Origin of the sequence: Pseudoxanthomonas daejeonensis (assembly GCF_022637495.1) — a bacterium.
GTDB classification, from domain to species: Bacteria; Pseudomonadota; Gammaproteobacteria; order Xanthomonadales; family Xanthomonadaceae; genus Pseudoxanthomonas; species Pseudoxanthomonas daejeonensis.
Genome location: NZ_CP093331.1, coordinates 1,107,911 through 1,124,805 on the forward strand (window position 1 = coordinate 1,107,911; position 16,895 = coordinate 1,124,805).

17 protein-coding genes are annotated in these 16,895 nt (G+C 70.2%); 2 read left to right on the top strand and 15 right to left on the bottom strand.

All coding sequences use genetic code 11. From position 1 onward, the window contains the following. The first annotated feature begins 12 nt into the window (after positions 1-12). Positions 13-522, top strand: a complete 510-nt coding sequence (locus MNQ95_RS05065; RefSeq protein ID WP_241953997.1) for a DUF2306 domain-containing protein — start codon at positions 13-15, stop codon at positions 520-522. A 43-nt stretch (positions 523-565) separates the two neighbouring features. On the opposite strand, the gene hslU is transcribed toward MNQ95_RS05065, so the two are convergent. The 12 genes from hslU to MNQ95_RS05125 all read right to left on the bottom strand — a co-directional run bounded on the left by hslU (position 566) and on the right by MNQ95_RS05125 (position 12,908). Further along, the gene (hslU, locus tag MNQ95_RS05070) at positions 566-1,945 is read right to left on the bottom strand and encodes an ATP-dependent protease ATPase subunit HslU (RefSeq protein WP_241953998.1); all 1,380 of its coding nucleotides are present in this window, start codon (positions 1,943-1,945) and stop codon (positions 566-568) included. Between the two features lie 158 nt (positions 1,946-2,103). Next, positions 2,104-2,655: an ATP-dependent protease subunit HslV gene (hslV, locus tag MNQ95_RS05075; RefSeq protein ID WP_162407942.1), complete on the bottom strand. Its 552-nt coding sequence runs from the start codon at positions 2,653-2,655 to the stop codon at positions 2,104-2,106. 74 nt (positions 2,656-2,729) lie between these two features. Beyond that, on the bottom strand, positions 2,730-3,200 hold the full coding sequence (locus MNQ95_RS05080; RefSeq protein WP_241953999.1) for a DUF1203 domain-containing protein: 471 nt from the start codon (positions 3,198-3,200) through the stop codon (positions 2,730-2,732). Between the two features lie 86 nt (positions 3,201-3,286). Beyond that, on the bottom strand, positions 3,287-4,177 hold the full coding sequence (xerC, locus tag MNQ95_RS05085) for a tyrosine recombinase XerC (RefSeq protein ID WP_162407944.1): 891 nt from the start codon (positions 4,175-4,177) through the stop codon (positions 3,287-3,289). A gap of 209 nt (positions 4,178-4,386) precedes the next feature. Further along, positions 4,387-5,079: a DUF484 family protein gene (locus tag MNQ95_RS05090; RefSeq protein WP_162407945.1), complete on the bottom strand. Its 693-nt coding sequence runs from the start codon at positions 5,077-5,079 to the stop codon at positions 4,387-4,389. Beyond that, positions 5,076-5,915: a diaminopimelate epimerase gene (gene dapF / locus MNQ95_RS05095; RefSeq protein WP_241954000.1), complete on the bottom strand. Its 840-nt coding sequence runs from the start codon at positions 5,913-5,915 to the stop codon at positions 5,076-5,078. The genes MNQ95_RS05090 and dapF overlap by 4 nt, the downstream gene beginning before the upstream one ends. Next, positions 5,908-6,156 carry an LPS translocon maturation chaperone LptM gene (gene lptM, locus MNQ95_RS05100; protein WP_241954001.1) on the bottom strand — a complete coding sequence of 83 codons (249 nt, stop codon included), beginning with the start codon at positions 6,154-6,156 and terminating at the stop codon, positions 5,908-5,910. The genes dapF and lptM overlap by 8 nt, the downstream gene beginning before the upstream one ends. Before the next feature lie 102 nt (positions 6,157-6,258). Beyond that, positions 6,259-6,678 carry a YbaN family protein gene (locus tag MNQ95_RS05105; RefSeq protein ID WP_162407948.1) on the bottom strand — a complete coding sequence of 140 codons (420 nt, stop codon included), beginning with the start codon at positions 6,676-6,678 and terminating at the stop codon, positions 6,259-6,261. 24 nt (positions 6,679-6,702) lie between these two features. Further along, positions 6,703-8,841, bottom strand: coding sequence for a S9 family peptidase (locus MNQ95_RS05110; RefSeq protein ID WP_338423333.1), 2,139 nt, complete (start codon positions 8,839-8,841; stop codon positions 6,703-6,705). Positions 8,842-9,014: 173 nt separating this feature from the next. Continuing rightward, positions 9,015-11,156 carry a prolyl oligopeptidase family serine peptidase gene (locus MNQ95_RS05115; protein ID WP_162407950.1) on the bottom strand — a complete coding sequence of 714 codons (2,142 nt, stop codon included), beginning with the start codon at positions 11,154-11,156 and terminating at the stop codon, positions 9,015-9,017. 125 nt (positions 11,157-11,281) lie between these two features. Beyond that, the gene (locus MNQ95_RS05120) at positions 11,282-11,635 is read right to left on the bottom strand and encodes a hypothetical protein (protein ID WP_241954002.1); all 354 of its coding nucleotides are present in this window, start codon (positions 11,633-11,635) and stop codon (positions 11,282-11,284) included. Positions 11,636-11,939: 304 nt separating this feature from the next. Beyond that, positions 11,940-12,908 (bottom strand): helix-turn-helix transcriptional regulator, encoded by a 969-nt coding sequence (locus MNQ95_RS05125; protein WP_162407952.1) that lies wholly within the window; start codon positions 12,906-12,908, stop codon positions 11,940-11,942. Between the two features lie 163 nt (positions 12,909-13,071). Between MNQ95_RS05125 and MNQ95_RS05130 the strand changes: the two genes are divergently transcribed. Further along, entirely contained in the window at positions 13,072-13,878 is an 807-nt protein-coding gene (locus MNQ95_RS05130; RefSeq protein WP_241954003.1) for a hypothetical protein, read from the top strand. Between the two features lie 172 nt (positions 13,879-14,050). Here the strand turns inward: MNQ95_RS05130 and hemC are convergent, their stop codons facing one another. From hemC to MNQ95_RS05145, 3 genes are all read right to left on the bottom strand, one after another. Next, positions 14,051-14,962, bottom strand: a complete 912-nt coding sequence (hemC, locus tag MNQ95_RS05135; protein ID WP_241954004.1) for a hydroxymethylbilane synthase — start codon at positions 14,960-14,962, stop codon at positions 14,051-14,053. Positions 14,963-15,100: 138 nt separating this feature from the next. Next, positions 15,101-15,823: a LytR/AlgR family response regulator transcription factor gene (locus tag MNQ95_RS05140; RefSeq protein ID WP_202922797.1), complete on the bottom strand. Its 723-nt coding sequence runs from the start codon at positions 15,821-15,823 to the stop codon at positions 15,101-15,103. A 13-nt stretch (positions 15,824-15,836) separates the two neighbouring features. After that, positions 15,837-16,895: a sensor histidine kinase gene (locus MNQ95_RS05145; RefSeq protein ID WP_241954005.1), complete on the bottom strand. Its 1,059-nt coding sequence runs from the start codon at positions 16,893-16,895 to the stop codon at positions 15,837-15,839.

Here is a 16,895-nt window from a genome sequence, read left to right on the forward strand (position 1 = left end):
GAGAGGTCCGCCATGCTCGAGCTGCTGAATCTGTCCGTCCTCGGGACCGTCCACACCGCATTGGCAATCGTCGCGGTCATCGCCGGCATCGTTGCCCTGGCGCGCCATGGTGAGATCGGCACATCTACCCGGCCTGGCCTGGTCTATGTCCTCTTCACCGTCGCCACCAGCGTCACCGGCCTTTTCATCTTCCGCCACGGCGGCTTCGGCCCGCCGCACGTGCTGTCGATCACGACCCTGGTCGTGATTGCGCTGGCCTGGTGGGCCGAGCGGCGCGGAAGATCGGCCGGCCTGTCGCGCTATGTGGCGGTGCTGGGCTATTCGCTGACCCTGTTCTTCCACCTGATCCCGGGACTGACCAAAACCGGCACCCGCCTGCCTCTGGGCGACCCGGCTTTCGCGGGGCCGGAAGACCCGACGCTGAAGGCGCTGGTCGGAGTGGGCTTCATGGTCTATCTGGTCGGGGCCACCGTGCAAGCCGCGCGCATCCGCCGCTCGCGGCGACTGCCCGTTATCGCGTGAATGCGACCCTCCCGCGCCGTCATAGGCGCGGGAGTTCTGCGGGTCAGAGGATGTAGCGGCTCAGGTCCGGATCCTGGACCAGTTCGCCCAGGTGCGCATCGACGTAGGCGCGGTCGATGGTGACCGCCTGTCCGTCGCGGTCGGGCGCTTCGTAGCTGAGCGTGTCGAGCAGGCGCTCGAGCACGGTGTGCAGGCGGCGCGCGCCGATGTTCTCCTGGCGCTCGTTGACCTGGGCGGCGATCTCGGCCAGCCGTTCCACCGCCTCGGGTTCGAACCGCAGCGTCACGCCCTCGGTCGCCAGCAGCTCCACGTACTGGCGGGTCAGCGCGGCCTTCGGCTCGGTGAGGATGCGGACGAAATCGCCCTTGCTCAGCGCCGAGAGCTCGACCCGGATCGGGAAACGGCCCTGCAGTTCCGGGATCAGGTCGCTGGGCTTGGCCAGGTGGAACGCGCCGGAGGCGATGAACAGGATGTGGTCGGTCTTGACCGTGCCGTACTTGGTCGAGACGTTGGAGCCTTCCACCAGCGGCAGCAGGTCGCGCTGCACGCCTTCGCGGCTGACGTCGCCGCCGGACGCGTTCGAATCGCCGCGCTTGGCGACCTTGTCGATCTCATCGATGAACACGATGCCGTGCTGCTCGCAGGCTTCGATCGCGGCGGCACGGACGTCGTCCTCGTTGACCAGGCGACCCGCCTCTTCCTCGACCAGCAACGGGCGTGCAGCCTTGATCGAGACCGTGCGCTGCTGGGTCTTGCCGCCGCCGATATTGGCGAACATCTGCCGCAGCTGCTGGCCCATTTCCTCCATGCCCGGCGGGGTCATGATGTCCACACCCGCATTGGCGGCCAGCTCCAGCTCGATCTCGCGCTCGTCCAGTTCGCCGGCGCGCAGCATCTTGCGGAACTTGGCGCGGGTGGAGTCTTCAGGGCCGGAAACCTGTACTTCCGCCACCGCACCGGGATCGAATCCCATCGGCGCGGCACGACGCGGCAGCAGGGCATCGAGGATGCGTTCCTCGGCGCGCTCCTCGGCCTGCAGGCGCACGCGCGCCTTGGCCTGCTCGCGGTACATCTTCACTGCGGTATCGGCCAGGTCGCGCACGATCTGCTCGACGTCCTTGCCGACGTAGCCCACTTCGGTGAAGCGGGTGGCCTCGACCTTGACGAACGGCGCGTTGGCCAGCGTCGCCAGCCGGCGCGCGATCTCGGTCTTGCCCACGCCGGTGGGGCCGATCATGAGGATGTTCTTGGGCATGACCTCGTTGCGCAGCTCGGGCTCCAGCTGCATGCGCCGCCAGCGGTTGCGCAGGGCGATGGCCACGGCGCGCTTGGCCGGGTGCTGGCCGACGATGTGCCGGTCCAGCTCCTGCACGATCTCGCGCGGGGTCATGGTGGCGGAGGTGGCATCGATCTTGTGCGACATGGACTTCTCACGAATGGGTGGAAAGTGCAGCGAGGTGGATGCCCGTCATCGGCATGCCCCGGGAATCGGGGCTTCGCGCGATGCGGCGGGGGTGTTGCGGGTCGAGGGAACGGCGTCCGCGTTGCGCGTGGGCGACAGCGCCGATGCGCCGGCCTCGATCAGAGTTCTTCGACCACGACATTGCGGTTGGTGTAGATGCAGATGTCGCCGGCGATGTTCAGCGCTTCCACGGCGATGGATTTCGCATCCAGCGCGGTGTGCGCCATCAGCGCGCGCGCGGCCGACAACGCATAGGAGCCGCCCGAGCCGATCGCGATGATCCCGTCTTCGGGCTCGATCACGTCGCCGGTGCCGCTGATGATCAGCGAGGTGTCCTGGTCGGCCACCGCCAGCAGCGCTTCGAGCTTCCCGTAGCGCCGGTCGGTGCGCCAGTCCTTGGCCAGCTCGACCGCGGCGCGCTGCAGCTGGCCGTGCTTCTCGAGCTTGGCTTCGAACAGTTCGAACAGGGTGAAGGCATCGGCGGCGGCGCCGGCGAAACCGGCCAGCACCTGGCCGTCGCGGCCGAGGCGACGCACCTTGCGCGCGTTGCCCTTCATCACCGTGTGGCCGAGGGTGACCTGGCCATCACCGGCGACGGCGACCTTGCCGTCGCGGCGCACGGAAATGATGGTGGTGGCGTGGAATACGTTGGGGTTCTGGCTGGGGTCCATGCGGCCTCCGGGAGCTGTCCAACGAAGGTGGGGACGCCCGGGCCGCGATCAAGCCTCGTCGCGTGCATCCGCGTTCAGGCACGTACCGCGGTGCAGGAGAAGCAACCGCGCCGGGCATTGTGCAGCTGCACGTAGGCCACCTGTTCGCGCTGGAACGCGGTGTCCAGCCAGGCCGACACTTCGCCACCCTCGCGGACCTCCGCGTCGACCATCATGTGCGCCGCATCGTACGCCCGCAGCGAGATCAGCCGGGTCGATACATAGGCGGGCACCAGGCCCGCGGCCAGGGTTGGGCGGCATGCGCCGCGACGGACGAAGATCGGCCCGGACGCGCGGTAGGGCGTGGCCTCCGGCTGGTGGACGTACGGCAACAACAGCAGCTCCTCGCCCACCCGCGCGTCTTCCAGGCTGACGCGGCACGGGTAGCCGCTGTCGGCATCGGCGAAGACGCGCATCGCGCCATGGCCGGCCAGTTCGCGGTCGTCCAGCGCGAACAGGGACTGGAAGGGTCGGGGGTCGATACCGAGCAGGCGGAACGGCGACATGGGGTGGTTCCCGGAGGATGTTCCGGGCGATCCTGCGGAAAGGCCGGCGCATCCGCTCGCCGGATCCGGACATCACATTGCGATGGCTACTGGCCGCCGCCGCCGCGACGCTTGGCGCGCGGATGCGCCGCGTCGTAGACCTTGGCCAGGTGCTGGAAGTCCAGGTGGGTGTAGATCTGCGTGGTGGCGATGTCGGCATGGCCCAGCAGCTCCTGCACGCCGCGCAGGTCGCCGGAGGATTCGAGCACGTGGCTGGCGAAACTGTGCCGCAGCATGTGCGGGTGCACGTTCTTGAACAGCCCCTGGCGCGCGGCCAGCTGGCGGATCCGGATCTGCACCGCGCGCTGGCTGATCGGACCGCCGCCGCGGCCAGGGAAGACGAATGCGTCGCTGCCCGCGCCTGTTTCGGCACGCCATGCATCGAGCGCGCGTCGCGCGTGCGAGCCCACCGGCACGCTGCGCTGCTTGCCGCCCTTGCCAAGCACGGTGACCAGTCCCGAATCGGCCTGCAGGTCGCGCCAGCGCAACCCGCACAGTTCGCTCAGGCGCAGGCCCGAGGAATAGAACAGTTCCAGCAGCGCCCGGTCTCGCAGGCCCAGCGGCACGTCGGTCGGCACTTCGACCAGGCGCACCGCTTCGTCCACGTCCAGCACCTGCGGCAGGCGGCGCGGGGCCTTCGGTGCGCGCAGGCCGGCGGCCGGACTGGCCGGGATCGCGCCGTTGCGCAACAGCCAGGCGAAGTAGCTGCGGCACGCCGACAGCCGTCGCTGCAGGCTCTTGGGCGACAGTCCGCGCCGGTGCTCGGCGGCGACGAATTCGCGCAGGTGCGTGCTGTCCAGTCGTGCGGGGGCATCGATGCCCTGTGCCTGCGACCAGGCCTGCAGCGCCTCCAGGTCGCGCCGGTAGGCATCGAGCGTGTGCACGGACATCGCCCGCTCCACCCGCAGGTGGTCGAGGAAGTTCTCGATGCCGCTCATCGGCAGACGGATCCGTCATGCATGTGCACATGATGCGCGCAAACCGCATCGGCGGCGATGGCCGCCGTGGCGCGCGTGCAACCAGCCCGCGATCAATGGGCGCGCGCTATCGGCCGGGGTAGGCACCGCTTCCGAACGGGCCTTCGGCCATGCCGCGAACGCGGCAGCCGGGCAGGCCCGGCTCTACGGGAAGCGGGTGTCGGGAACCCTCAGTCGCCGAAGCGCTGCAGCGCGACCACCAGCGATTCGCCCATCATCCGCAGGAACAGCGTGCCCATGCCCGGATAGAAGCGGTTGCCATCGTGGCTGCCGACCGCGACCAGGCCCACGCCGGTCAGCGGCAGAAGTGCACTGGACTGCACTTCCTCCTCGCGCACGCCGTACAGCACCGCGTTCTTCTCGGCCTGGAGTCGGCCACATAGCGGCTCGCCGTCACGGAGCGCGTCGCGGAACGGGGCAAGCTCCGGCTCGCCCTCGCCGCGCACCTGCAGCCATTCGGCGTCTTCCATGCCGGCGACGGGTCGGAACGAGACGATCCGCACCAGGTCGCCGCTGAAGTCCTCGGCCAGCGAAGCGGCCATCGCCCGCAATGTGTCGGCGTAGTTTTCCTGTCGCATCAGCGACAGGGTCAGCTGGTGGGTACGCACCGCCAGCCGTTCGTTGACCTGGGCATTGGACGACAGCTCGGCCAGGCGCCGCGACAGTTCGCGGTTCTTGTCGCGCAGCACTTCCAGCTGGTAACTGGCCAGCGAGGCGGTGCGGCCGTCGTCACGCGGTACCACCAGGCTCAGCGCCAGGTCGGGGAACTGCTTGAGGAAGCCCGGATGCCGGCGCAGCCAGGCCGCGACCTCGTGCGCGCCCAGCTTGTCCTGGCCGTGCTTGTCCTGAACCTGGTCGCTCATGCCTGCCATTCCCCTTCGAATACGAATGCCGCCGGTCCGGCCATGATGACCTGCGCGTCGTCGGCCGGCCAGCGGATGCGCAGGTCGCCGCCGGGCAACGAGACCGTCGCTTCGCGCGCCAGGCGCCCGCGGCGCACCAGCGAGGCCACGGCCGCGCACGCACCGCTGCCGCAGGCCAGGGTCTCGCCGACACCGCGCTCGTAGACCCGCAGGCGGACGTGGTCCGGCGCCAGCACCTGGACGAAACCGGCGTTGCACGACTGCGGGAATGCCGGCGAGCGCTGCAGCGCGGCGCCGATGCCGGCCACGGCCGCGGTGGCTATGTCGTCGACTTCGATGACCGCATGCGGATTGCCCATCGACACCGCACCGAAGGCCACGCGCGCGCCATCGAGTTCGAGCACGTATTCCGGCTGCCCGCCATCGAAACCGGCCAGGGGCACGTCGGCCGGCGCGAAACGCGGCACGCCCATGGCGATGGCGTAGCGATCCTGGCCGAGGTTCTCGACGTCGTGCGTGCCCACGGGGCTGTCCACGGTGAAGCGCGTCCCGGCTGCGGTGCCGTCGCGCACCAGCCAGGCGGCGATGCAGCGCGCGCCGTTGCCGCACTGCCCGGAGGGAGTGCCGTCGGCGTTCCAGATGCCATAGGCCGCCACCGCGCCGGGACTGCGCGGCGGTTCCACGGTCAGGATCTGGTCGCAGCCCACGCCCATGTGGCGGTCCGCCAGCCGGGCCGCGAGCGCGGCGTCCGGCGGCGCCATGCCGTTGCGCAGGTCGAGGACGACGAAATCATTGCCAGCGCCGTGCATCTTGCTGAAGCGCACGCGCTCAGCCATCCCCGTCGTCCGACTTTGACGCAGGATCGGCCGGATCGGCGGCAGGGTCCGTCGCCGGATCACCTGCCGGCGGTGGCGCGGGTAGCGCATCGGCAGGCGCAGGTGCGGGCGCAGCCGGTTCGGTGGGCGCAGTTTCCTCCACCGGTACCGGCTTCTGCGGCAATACCAGCGGACCCTTGTTGCCGCACGCGGCGAGCAGCAATGCAGTGGCGACGGCGAGGACAGGCAGCTTGGCGTTCATGCGTCCGGAGTATAGCGAGGCTCCGGCAACGCGCCGTGTGTGGACCCTGGGCGCGGACCGGGCCCTGGCGGTCGCGATCCTGCGCGAGGCCAATCGCCCCGCCTATGACGGCGGGTCGGTCGCGTCCGGCGGCGGCTCGGGACGCAGCCACAGCCAGGTGCCGACCACCGCCATGCAGCCGATCGGCAGGACCACCATCCAGGCGCGATGCGACGGGACCGCGACCATCACCAGCAGCAGCATCGCCGCGCAGAGCAGCATGGTCCAGGTCGCCGCCCACTTCGCCCGGCGCGGCACCGCGCGATGCTGGCGCCAGGCCCGGATCATCGGACCGAAATGCGCATGCGCCAGCAACCGCTGCTCCAGCCGTTCAGAACCGCGCGTGGCGGCCCATGCCGCAATGAGCACGAATACGGTGGTCGGCAGCCCCGGCACGAAGATGCCGACGATGCCCACGCCCAGGCTCAGGTAGGCCAGCAGCCACCAGGCCCAGCGGAACCGCTTGCGGTCGCGATCACCCATGGGCGCCCATCATAGGCACCTGCGTCAGGGCTTATCGGCCACGCCCAGCTGCCCGAGCACGAAGGCGTAGTACTCGGCCTGCTCGCGGAAGCGCTGGAAGCGGCCGGACTTGCCGCCATGCCCGGCTTCCATGTTGGTGCGGAACACCACCGGCAGCGAACCGGTGTTGACGTCGCGCAGCCTGGCCACCCACTTGGCCGGCTCCCAGTACTGCACCTGCGAATCCCACAGGCCGGTGCCGACGAACAGCGCCGGATAGTCCTGCGCCTTGACGTTGTCGTAGGGCGAATAGGTGAGCATGTAGTCGTAGAACGGCTTCTGCTCCGGGTTGCCCCATTCGTCGTACTCGTTGGTGGTCAGCGGGATGCTGGCGTCGAGCATGGTGGTGACCACGTCCACGAACGGCACCTGCGCCACCATCACCCGGTAATCCTGCGGCGACTGGTTGGCGACCGCCCCCATCAGCAGCCCTCCAGCGCTGCCGCCCGAGGCGGCCACCCGGCCCGGTGCGGCGTAACCCTGCTGCACCAGGCCACGGGTCACGTCGATGAAATCATTGAACGTGTTCTGCTTGTTGAGCAGCTTGCCGTCCTCGTACCACTGCCGGCCCATTTCCTGGCCGCCGCGGATGTGCGCGATCGCATAGACCACGCCGCGGTCGAGCAGGCTCACCACCGGCCCGTTGAAACCCGGATCCATCGAGATGCCGTAGCTGCCGTACGCGTACTGGAACAGCGGCGCGGTGCCATCCTTGACGAAGCCCTTCCTGTAGACCAGCGACACCGGCACCTTCACCCCGTCGCGCGCGGTGATCCACACGCGTTCGGTCACGTACTGCGCCGGGTCGTAGCCGGGGACCGGCTGCTGCTTGAGCAGCCGCCGCTCGCCCGTGGCCACGTTGAGCTCATAGGTCGTCGCCGGCGTGGCCAGCGAAGTGTAGCTGTAGCGCAGCCACGGCGACTCCGGTTCGGCATTGACCGACAGGCCCATCGAATAGGCCGGCTCGTCGGCATCCACGTACTGCTGGCTGCCATCGGGTTTGAGCAGGCGCAGGCGCTCCAGGCCGCCGGAGCGCTCGGCCACCGCGGTGAAGCCATCGAACAGCTCCACGTCCTCGAGGAACACGGCCGGGTCGTGGGCAAGCCAGTCGGTCCACTGCGCGCGCGAGGTCGCATCGCTGGGTGCGGTGACCAGCTTGAAGTTGGTCGCCGCCTTGCCGTCGGCGCCCGGCGCATTGGTCCGGATCACCCAGCGCCCGTCGAGGTGGTCGGCGTCGTACTCGACGTCGCGCTGGCGCGGGGCCAGCACGGTGAACGCGCGCGGATCGGCGGCCGGCGCATAGCGCAACTCCGACGACACCGTGCTTTCCACGCCGATGGTGATGAACCGGTCGTCGCGACTGCGGCCGATGCCCATGTAGAAGCTGTCGTCGTCTTCCTCGTAGACCAGGGCGTCCTGCGCCACCGGCGTGCCGAGCACGTGCTTCTTCACCCGCACGGTCAGCAGCGTCTCCGGATCGTTCTCGACGTAGAACAGCGTGCGGTTGTCGTCGGCCCAGACGATGTTGGGCGATACGCCTTCGATGGTCTCGGCGAACGCCTGGCCGGTCTCCAGGTCGCGGAAGCGGATCGTGTACTGGCGGCGGCCGATGTCGTCGTCCGCCCAGGCCAGGATCCGGTTGTCCTGGCTGACCGCGTAGTCGCCGACGCTGAAATAGCCCTTGTCCGCGGCCAGCGCGTTGACGTCCAGCAGTACCTGCTCGCCGGCGAAGTCGCCGCGCGCGTTGGCCGCCTGGATCGACAGCGCGTCGATGCCGGCACCGTCACGGCGGCGCGCGTGCACCGGATAGTCCTTGCCGGTCTCGAAGCGCGAGTAGTACCACCAGCCGCGCTCGCGGTACGGCACCGAGCTGTCGTCCTGCTTGATGCGGCCGACGATCTCGCCGTAGAGCTTTTCCTGCAACGGCTTGAGCGGCGCCATCACCGTGTCGGTGTACGCGTTCTCCGCTTCCAGGTAGGCCAGCACGGCCGGGTCCTTGCGGTCGTCGTCGCGCAGCCAGAAGTAATCGTCCTCGCGCGTGGCGCCGAACGGTGCCTTGACCGTATGCGGCTTGCGCGCCGCATCGGGCGGGGTCGGGGCGGCGGAAGCGGGCGCGTTGGGCATGGTCATCAGGCTGGGAGGAGGAACGGGAGGACAGGTCTCATCGATGGGGTTCCGTCAGGGGAAATCCAAGCCATGTCCGGCCAGGCGGTCCAGCTGCAGGATCCACCGGGCGCCGGCACAGGGAGATCGGGCGGCTGAAACAGCGCCCCCGGCCGGAGCCGGGGGCGGGAACATCACTTCCTGCTGTCCTTGGCCGCGGCTGGCGCGGCGCCGCCCGACAGCCGTTCCCACAGGAAGCTGTAGGCCAGTGCCGACATGTGCGCGGCCTGGGCGTTGTTGGCCGCGCCGCCGTGGCCACCTTCGATGTTCTCGTAGTAGGTCACGTCCTTGCCGGCCTCGATCATCTTCGCCGCCATCTTGCGCGCGTGGCCGGGATGGACGCGGTCGTCGCGGGTGGAGGTGAGGAAGATCACCGGCGGATACTGCTTGCCGGCATCGAACAGGTGGTACGGCGAGAAGGTCTTGATGAACTCCCAGTCGGCGGTGTCCGGATTGCCGTACTCGGCCATCCACGACGCGCCGGCAAGCAGCTTGTTGTAGCGCTTCATGTCCAGCAGGGGCACCTGCACCACGACCGCGCCGAACAGCTCCGGGTACTGGGTCAGCATGTTGCCGGTGAGCAGGCCGCCATTGCTGCCGCCCTGCACGCCCAGGTGCGCAGGCGAGGTGATCCGGCGCTTGACCAGGTCCTGGGCCACCGCGGCGAAGTCCTCGTAGGCCTTGTGCCGGTTGGCCTTGAGCGCCGCCTGGTGCCAGCGCGGGCCGTACTCGCCGCCACCGCGGATGTTGGCCACCACGTACACGCCGCCCTTGTCCAGCCACGCGCGACCGAGGCCGCCCGAGTAGCCCGGCGTCATCGAAATCTCGAAACCGCCGTAGCCGTAAAGCAGGGTCGGGTTGGTGCCGTCCAGTTCGAGGTCCTTTGGACGGACCAGGAAGTACGGCACCTGCGTACCGTCCTTCGAGGTGGCGAAATGCTGCTCCACCACGTCGCGGCTGGCATCGAAGAAGGCCGGCATGGCCTTCAGCGCCTGCGGCGGCGTGGCCGGCGCCGATGCGTCGGCGAGCAGCAGCGTGGTCGGGGTGAGGTACCCGGTGGTGGTCACCCACAGCAGGTCGCTCTCGTCGGCGTCCACAGCGCCCACGCTGGTGGTGCCGATCTCGTCGGCGCCGATCCTGAGCGGCTGCGACGTCCAGCCGTCCTCGCCGTGGGTCAGCACGCTGACGCGGTTCTTGACGTCGTCGAGCACGTTGAGCACGACGTGGTTGCGGGTGATCGTCGCGCTGGCCAGCGAGGTGCGCTCGCTGGGCTCGAACAGCACGTCGAACTCGCGCTTGCCGGCGATGAATCCGTCGAAGTCGGCGACGATGAACGAGCCGGCCTTGTAGGTCTTGCCGCCGACGGTCCAGGGCTCGCGCAGTTCCAGTCCCAGCCACTGCCGCTGCACCGACTTCTGCGCCGAATTGGGTACGTCGACCTTGACCAGTTCGCCGCCCTTGCCGAGCAGGTACAGCTCGTCGTTGTAGAACGCCAGCGTACGGGTGACGAAGTCGCGCTGGTAACCCGGCGTGTCGTCGTGGCCGGCGGCGATGTACATGTCGTCGGCCTTGCCTTCGTACACGACCTGCGCCGACGCCAGCGGGGTGCCGCGCTTCCAGCGCTTGACCACGCGCGGGTAGCCCGACTCGGTCATCGTGCCGGCGCCGAAATCGGTGTAGACGTAGACGTTGTCCTGGTCGATCCAGCCCAGCCCGCCCTTGGCCTCCGGGCGGAAGAAGCCGTTTTCGACCCAGGCCTTCTTCGACACGTCGAACTCGCGGGTCACGTCGGCGTCGGCGCCACCGCGCGACAGCGCGACCAGGCAACGCTCATAGGCAGGACGCAGGCAGTCGGCGCCGTGCCAGACCCAGTTCTCGCCTTCGGCCTTGTTCAAGGCGTCCAGGTCGATGATGGTTTCCCACGCCGGGTTCGGCTTGCGGTATTCCTCCAGCGTGGTCCGGCGCCAGATGCCTCGCTCGTGGTTCTTGTCCTTCCAGAAGTTGTAGTACCACCGGCCGATCTTCTGCACGCCGGGGATCTTGGCGTCCGAATCGAGCACTTCGCGGATGCCCGCCTCCATCTGCTTGAACCCGGGCGTCGTTGCCAGTGCGGCATCGGTCTTCGCGTTCTGGGCGCGGACCCAGGCCAGCTGCTTGTCGCCGGTGACATCCTCTAGCCACTGGTGGGGGTCGGTGGCCACGGCAGGCTCCTGGGCATGGGCCGCACCGGCGGCGATGAGGCTTGCGAAGAGGCAAGCCTGGGTAAAACGGGACATCAAGCGGCTCCGGGTCTGGAAATACAGACCCGGGACGCTAGCACAGCACCCGCGGCCCGCCCCCTGCCGATGGTCAGGACGGGCGCCCGCACCCGCACCCCGCCAGCGGGTGCCGCCAAGCCCGATCAGCCCACCAGCGCGTGGTCCGGCGGCGACGCAGGGCGGCGCGAGGCCGCACCCGCGACGATCCTGCGCCGCGCCTGCCGGCGCCCGCGACGCCGCGATGCCGAGCCCGCGGTCCGCAGCCCCTGCGGCAGTCGGAACCGGTGCAGGGCCCACCAGGCCACCGCCGGCATCGCGACCAGCCACATCGGCCACCAGCCCAGCCATGCGCTGGACCCGCGCAGTGCGGGAAACAGGATCACGGCCAGCAGGCCGGCGACCAGCCAGTGCCGCAGCAACCGGTCCAGGACCGGATCCGGACGGGTCGCGGACAGATACAGGGCGAAGACGGCGTGCGTGGGCGACCAGGTCGGCATGGCGGCGGTTCCTCGGGTTGGGATCCGCAGCCTGCGTCGGGGGCATCTCAGGGGCTGCGACCGTCGTCATTGGACCGGTGCTCCGCGCCGATACCCCGGCACCGCTGTCCGCGTGCGCCTGCTCTCGTAGCGCGGGGTTTACCCCGCTACCCCTTGGGCGCGCCGGAAGAGAGCAGCGGGGCAAGTCCCGCGCTACGAAGCACGGCGTCGCGGAAGCGGGACGGCTTCGAAGGGCCCGGGCATCGCCCCGTCCGGAGCCGATGCGCATAGGCCTGGTCGGTGCCTGCAGCGCCTGCCGCGGCCGCTAGCGGTCGTACTGCGACAGCGCCAGTGAAAGCAGCGACTTGGCCTGCTCGCGCAGCATCGGTGGCTCGATGATCTCCGCGTCGCCGCCGTAATGGAGCACGTCCATCAGCAGCTCGCGCGACACGCTGTAGGGGATCTTCAGTTCGTAGCGGCCATCGGCCAGGAAGCGGCCCTGCTGCTTGGAATGCCAGTGTTCGTCGGCGACCCAGCGCGCGACCTTGGGACTGAACACGATCGTCGCCCAGCCCTTGGGCTCGCCGGAGAAGATGCCGTAGCTGGACGCCAGGTGCTGGTCCAGCACCTCGTTGTCCACGTCCTGGGCCACGTCGTCGAGCAGGCGCGCCTGGACCACGCGGTCCACGGCAAAGCTGCGCAGTGCGTCGCGTTCGTGGTCCCAGGCATCGAGGTACCAGTTGTCGCGGTAATGGGTGATCCGCTGCGGCGAGACCTTGCGGCGGGTGGTCTCGTCGGTGGAGCGGGCGCGGTATTCGAAGGCGATCCGGCGCCGCTCCAGCACCGCCGAGGCGACGGCCCGGAAGCTGTTCTCGTCCAGGCGGCGGCCGCGGTGCGGGATCACGCGCACGCGCTCCACCGGCCACTGGCTGGCGCCCGCCTGCGCGGCGAGCAGGCCCTCGATCCGCTGCTGCAACGGTGCCAGCACGGTCGACAGCACGCCGCCACCGGTGCGGCGCAGCAACTGCTGCGAGGCGAGCAACGCGTAGAGCTCTTCGGAACTGAGCCACAGGCCGGGCAGTTCGAAGCGGTCGCTCTCCGCGGCGACGTAACGGAAACCCGCTTCGCCGTCGCCTTCGATCGGCGCCATCAGCGCATCGCGCAGGAACGCCAGGTCGCGATAGACGGTGGCGCGCGAGCAGCCCAGTTCTTCCTGCAGCCGCGGCACCGTGACCGGATAGCGCGCGGCCTTGAGGATGCGATGCAGCGCGTTGATGCGTTCGTAGCGGTCCATGGCGCCGATTATGGCGCGTCTGGCGCGACTCCGGCGGCCGGGCGACCGGCGTTGCCGAACTGCCGACCGGCGCCCCGGACCGCGGCGCGCCGCGATGGCAGAATCGGCCAGGCGGGGAAGTACTGCACATCAGGTGGCCAGGCCACCGATCCGGGGAGAAACCATGGAATCCAGCCTTCACGAGCGCGCGCCCCATGATCCGGGGGCACTGGCGACGACGACACTGCAGGCGCGCCTGCGCCCCTGGCTGGGCGCGCTGTGCGATGCCGGCTGCGGGCTGGTGCTCTGGGTGGCCCTGAGCAGCGCGCTGCTGCTCGGCGCCAGCGGCACCCTGCGCAAGCTGGTCGACCTGCAGGTCTGGGGCCTGGGCCTGGGCGTGCTGCTGGCCGCCGCCGGCTTCGGCCTGCTCTGGCCGCGCCCGACGGCGCCGGGGCGCTGGTGGATCAGGACGGTCACCGCGCTGGCGCTGGTCGCTGCCAGCGGCGTCGCGCTGGCCGGGCTGCATCTGCAACCGCAACCGGACCCGGCGTTCCTCGCGCTGTGCGCCCTGCTCGCCTGCATCGGCGCGCTGGCCACGGTCGCCGGCCTGTCGATGCTGGAGGGCGGCCAGGCCGGGCTGCTGCTGCCGACCCGCCTGGCGCTGTCCCTGCTGTGCGGGGCGACGCTGCTGTTCGCGCTGATCGCACTGCGCTGGCCGGGGCCGATCATGGCCGCCGGTCCGGTGCCTTCGCTGCTGTTGCTGGTGCTGGTGGCCGCCGCGATGGTGGTGGCCAGCTGGATGGCGCAGGGAGGCCTGCGCGCATGGACACGGCACCGCGGCTGCTGGCTGGTGCTGGGCCTGCTGGCGATCCTGCCGTTGCTGGCCGTCGCCCTGCTCTACCTGCAGCCCGGCTGGGCCCGCGTGCTGTGGCCGCTGGTCGCGCTGTCCGTGCTGGCCGGTGCGGTGATCGAACGCCTGCAGGTGCGATGAGCGCGGCGGCGGCGGAAGCGCAACGGTCCGCATCCTGCTGCAACGGGGACTGCCCCGGCAGGAACGTGCTTGACCGCGACACCGAAGCCGATGGAGCGCGTGTTGGTGGCCCGCATTCCCGACGCCCCTGTCGCGGTCACCCGCTCCTGCAGGGTCCGGATGCCCGCCGCAATCAGCCGAGGAAACGCCCCGCGCCCTGCGCCAGCAGGTCAGCGGCGATGGCCTTGCCCAGGGCCTGCGGTTGCGCGGCGACGCCTTCGGCCTGCGCCTGCACGCCGCTGCCGTCGGCGGCCGAGCCGACCCAGGCGCGCAACTGCAGGCGATCGCCATCCAGTTCGGCGTAAGCGGCCACCGGCACATGGCAGCTTCCGTGCAGGGCGCGATTGAGCGCCCGCTCCGCTTCGATGCGGATCCGCGTGGGTCCGTGTTCGAGCGCCGCCACCAGCGAAGCGACACGCGTGTCGCCGGCGCGCGTCTCCACCGCCACCACCGCCTGCGCCGGGGCCGGCAACCAGTCCGGCGGCGCGAGCCGGGCACGGATGCGCGCATCCAGTCCCAGGCGCTGCAGGCCGGCGCAGGCCAGCACGATGGCGTCGTATTCGCCCGCGTCCAGCTTGGCCAGGCGCGTGTTGACGTTGCCGCGCAGGTCGCGCAGCAGCAGGTCCGGCCTGCGTGCGCGCAGTTGCGCCTGGCGTCGCAGCGAGGAGGTGCCGACCACTGCGCCCTGCGGCAATGCCTCGATGCCGTCGAAGGTATTGCTGACGAAGGCGTCCGCCGGATCGGCGCGCTCGAGCACGGCCGGCAGCTCGAAGCCCGGCTCCAGTTCCATCGGCACGTCCTTGAGCGAATGCACCGCGCAGTCCGCTTCGTCGCGCTGCATGGCCAGTTCGAGTTCTTTCAGGAACAGGCCCTTGCCACCGATCGCCGCCAGCGAACGGTCCAGCTGCTCGTCGCCACGGGTGCTCATCGGCACCAGCACGACCTCCAGGCCCGGGTGGGCGGCACGCAGGCGGGCGGCGACGTGTTCGCTCTGCCACAGGGCGAGCGGGCTCTTGCGGGTGGCGATGCGCAGGGGGGTATCCATGCGCGCATTATCGGGGATCGGGGCCGGATCGCGGAAACGCCGGGTCTTCCGCGAAAGCGGACGTGACCGCGCCCGGGGCGTCGGGAATACGGAAGCCCGCCGGTGCCGATGCCACCCGGTCGCGGGGAAGCCCGCTTCCTACAGGTGCCGCAAGGTCTGCCGCAGGAACGGCACGCAGCGGCGGCTGACTTCCAGCGGCATGCCGCCGCTGCGCAGGACCGCATGCACGTGGCCATCGGTGCCGCGGCGCAGTTCGACCAGTTCCTGGCGGGCGACCAGGCAGTTGCGGTGGATGCGGACGAAGCGGTCGGCGAACTCGTCCTCGAGCGACTTCAACGATTCCTCGATCAGGTCCTCGCCGCGCGCGTGGTGCACGACCACGTACTTCTCCTCGGCCTGCAGGTAGCGCACCTCGTCGATCGGCACCAGGCGCAGGCTGCCGCGCAGGCGCGCGCACAGGTGGGTGCGGCGCGCGTCGTCGGCGGACGGGCGCCCGGCAAGGAAGGTGCGCACGCGCTCCAGCGCGGCGGCCAGCCGCTCCGGCCGCACCGGCTTGACCAGGTAATCGATCGCCGAGGCCTCGAATGCCGACAGCGCATGCGCGTCGTAGGCGGTGCAGAACACCACCGCAGTCGGCGGGCGGTGCGCGGCGAGCTGCCGCGCGGTCTCCAGCCCGTCGATGCCGGGCATCGCGATATCCAGCAGCACCACGTGCGGCCGGTGCTCGGCGCACGCATCGAGCACCTGCTGGCCGTCGCCGGCCTCGGCCACCACCTCCACGCCCGATTCGTCGGCGAGCAGCATCCGCAGGCGCTCGCGCGCCATCGGTTCGTCGTCGGCGATTACCAGCTTCAGACTCATGCCAGCATCAGGCTCATGCGTTCAGGGGCAGCGTGATCTCGCAGGCATAGTAGCCGCCGCTCCAGCCGGACGTCACCCGCGCCTGCGGCCCGAAGCGCCAGGCCAGGCGGTGGGCGATGCTGCGCTGGGCGTGGCCGGCGCCCACGTGCAGCGAGGCCAGCGCGCCGGACGACGGATCCTGGGGCGATGGCGCCGGGTTGCGCACGCCCAGGTGCAACGCCTGGCCCTCCACCCGCAGCGCGATCGAGACCACGCCGCCTTCCGGCAGGCGCGAGATGCCGTGCAGCACCGCGTTCTCGACCAGCGGCTGCAGGGTCAGGCGCGGCAGGACCAGGTCCCAGGGCAGCGGTTCGCCCTTGTCCCATTCCACGCGCAGGCGGTCGCCCAGGCGCAGTTGCTCGATCGACAGGTACTGCGTGGCGAGCTCGCACTCGGCAGCCAGGGTCGAATCACCCTCGCCGGCGCCCAGCGCAGCGCGGAACAGGTCCGACAGGTCCAGCACCGCGCGCTCGGCGACCACCGGATCGCGGCGCAGCAGGCCGGCGATCAGGTTCATGCTGTTGAACAGGAAATGCGGGCGGATCCTCGCCTGCAATGCATCGGCCTCGGCGCGCGCATTGGCCTCGACCTGCGCGGCCCAGCGGTCGCTGACGTAGAAGTGGCGCAGGGCCAGGGCGACGATCAACGAGGCGACCGCGGCGCTGCCGGTGGTGAAGCGCCAGAAGCCCACGCCCAGCGGCTCGGCGCCCAGCGTGCTGTACAGCGCGTGGATCACGCCGGCGCCGGCGAACGCCACCGTCGCCGCAAGCGCCACCGCGGCCAGTGCGCCGACCCGTTGCGGCAGGCGCGAGATCGGCGCACGCAGCTTGCACAGCAGCACCGCCATCGCCAGCGACAGCCACAGCGCCAGGCCGCTGGCCGACAGGAAGCGGGCGAGGGTCCAGGTCCGCGCATCGTCCGGCGCCAGCACCAGCACGACGACGACCAGTTCGGCCAGGCCGAGCATCGCCGCCAGCCGCCGCAGGCGGCACAGGTCCGGCAGCCAGGGCGCTTCGCGGCGCGGATCGCGCAT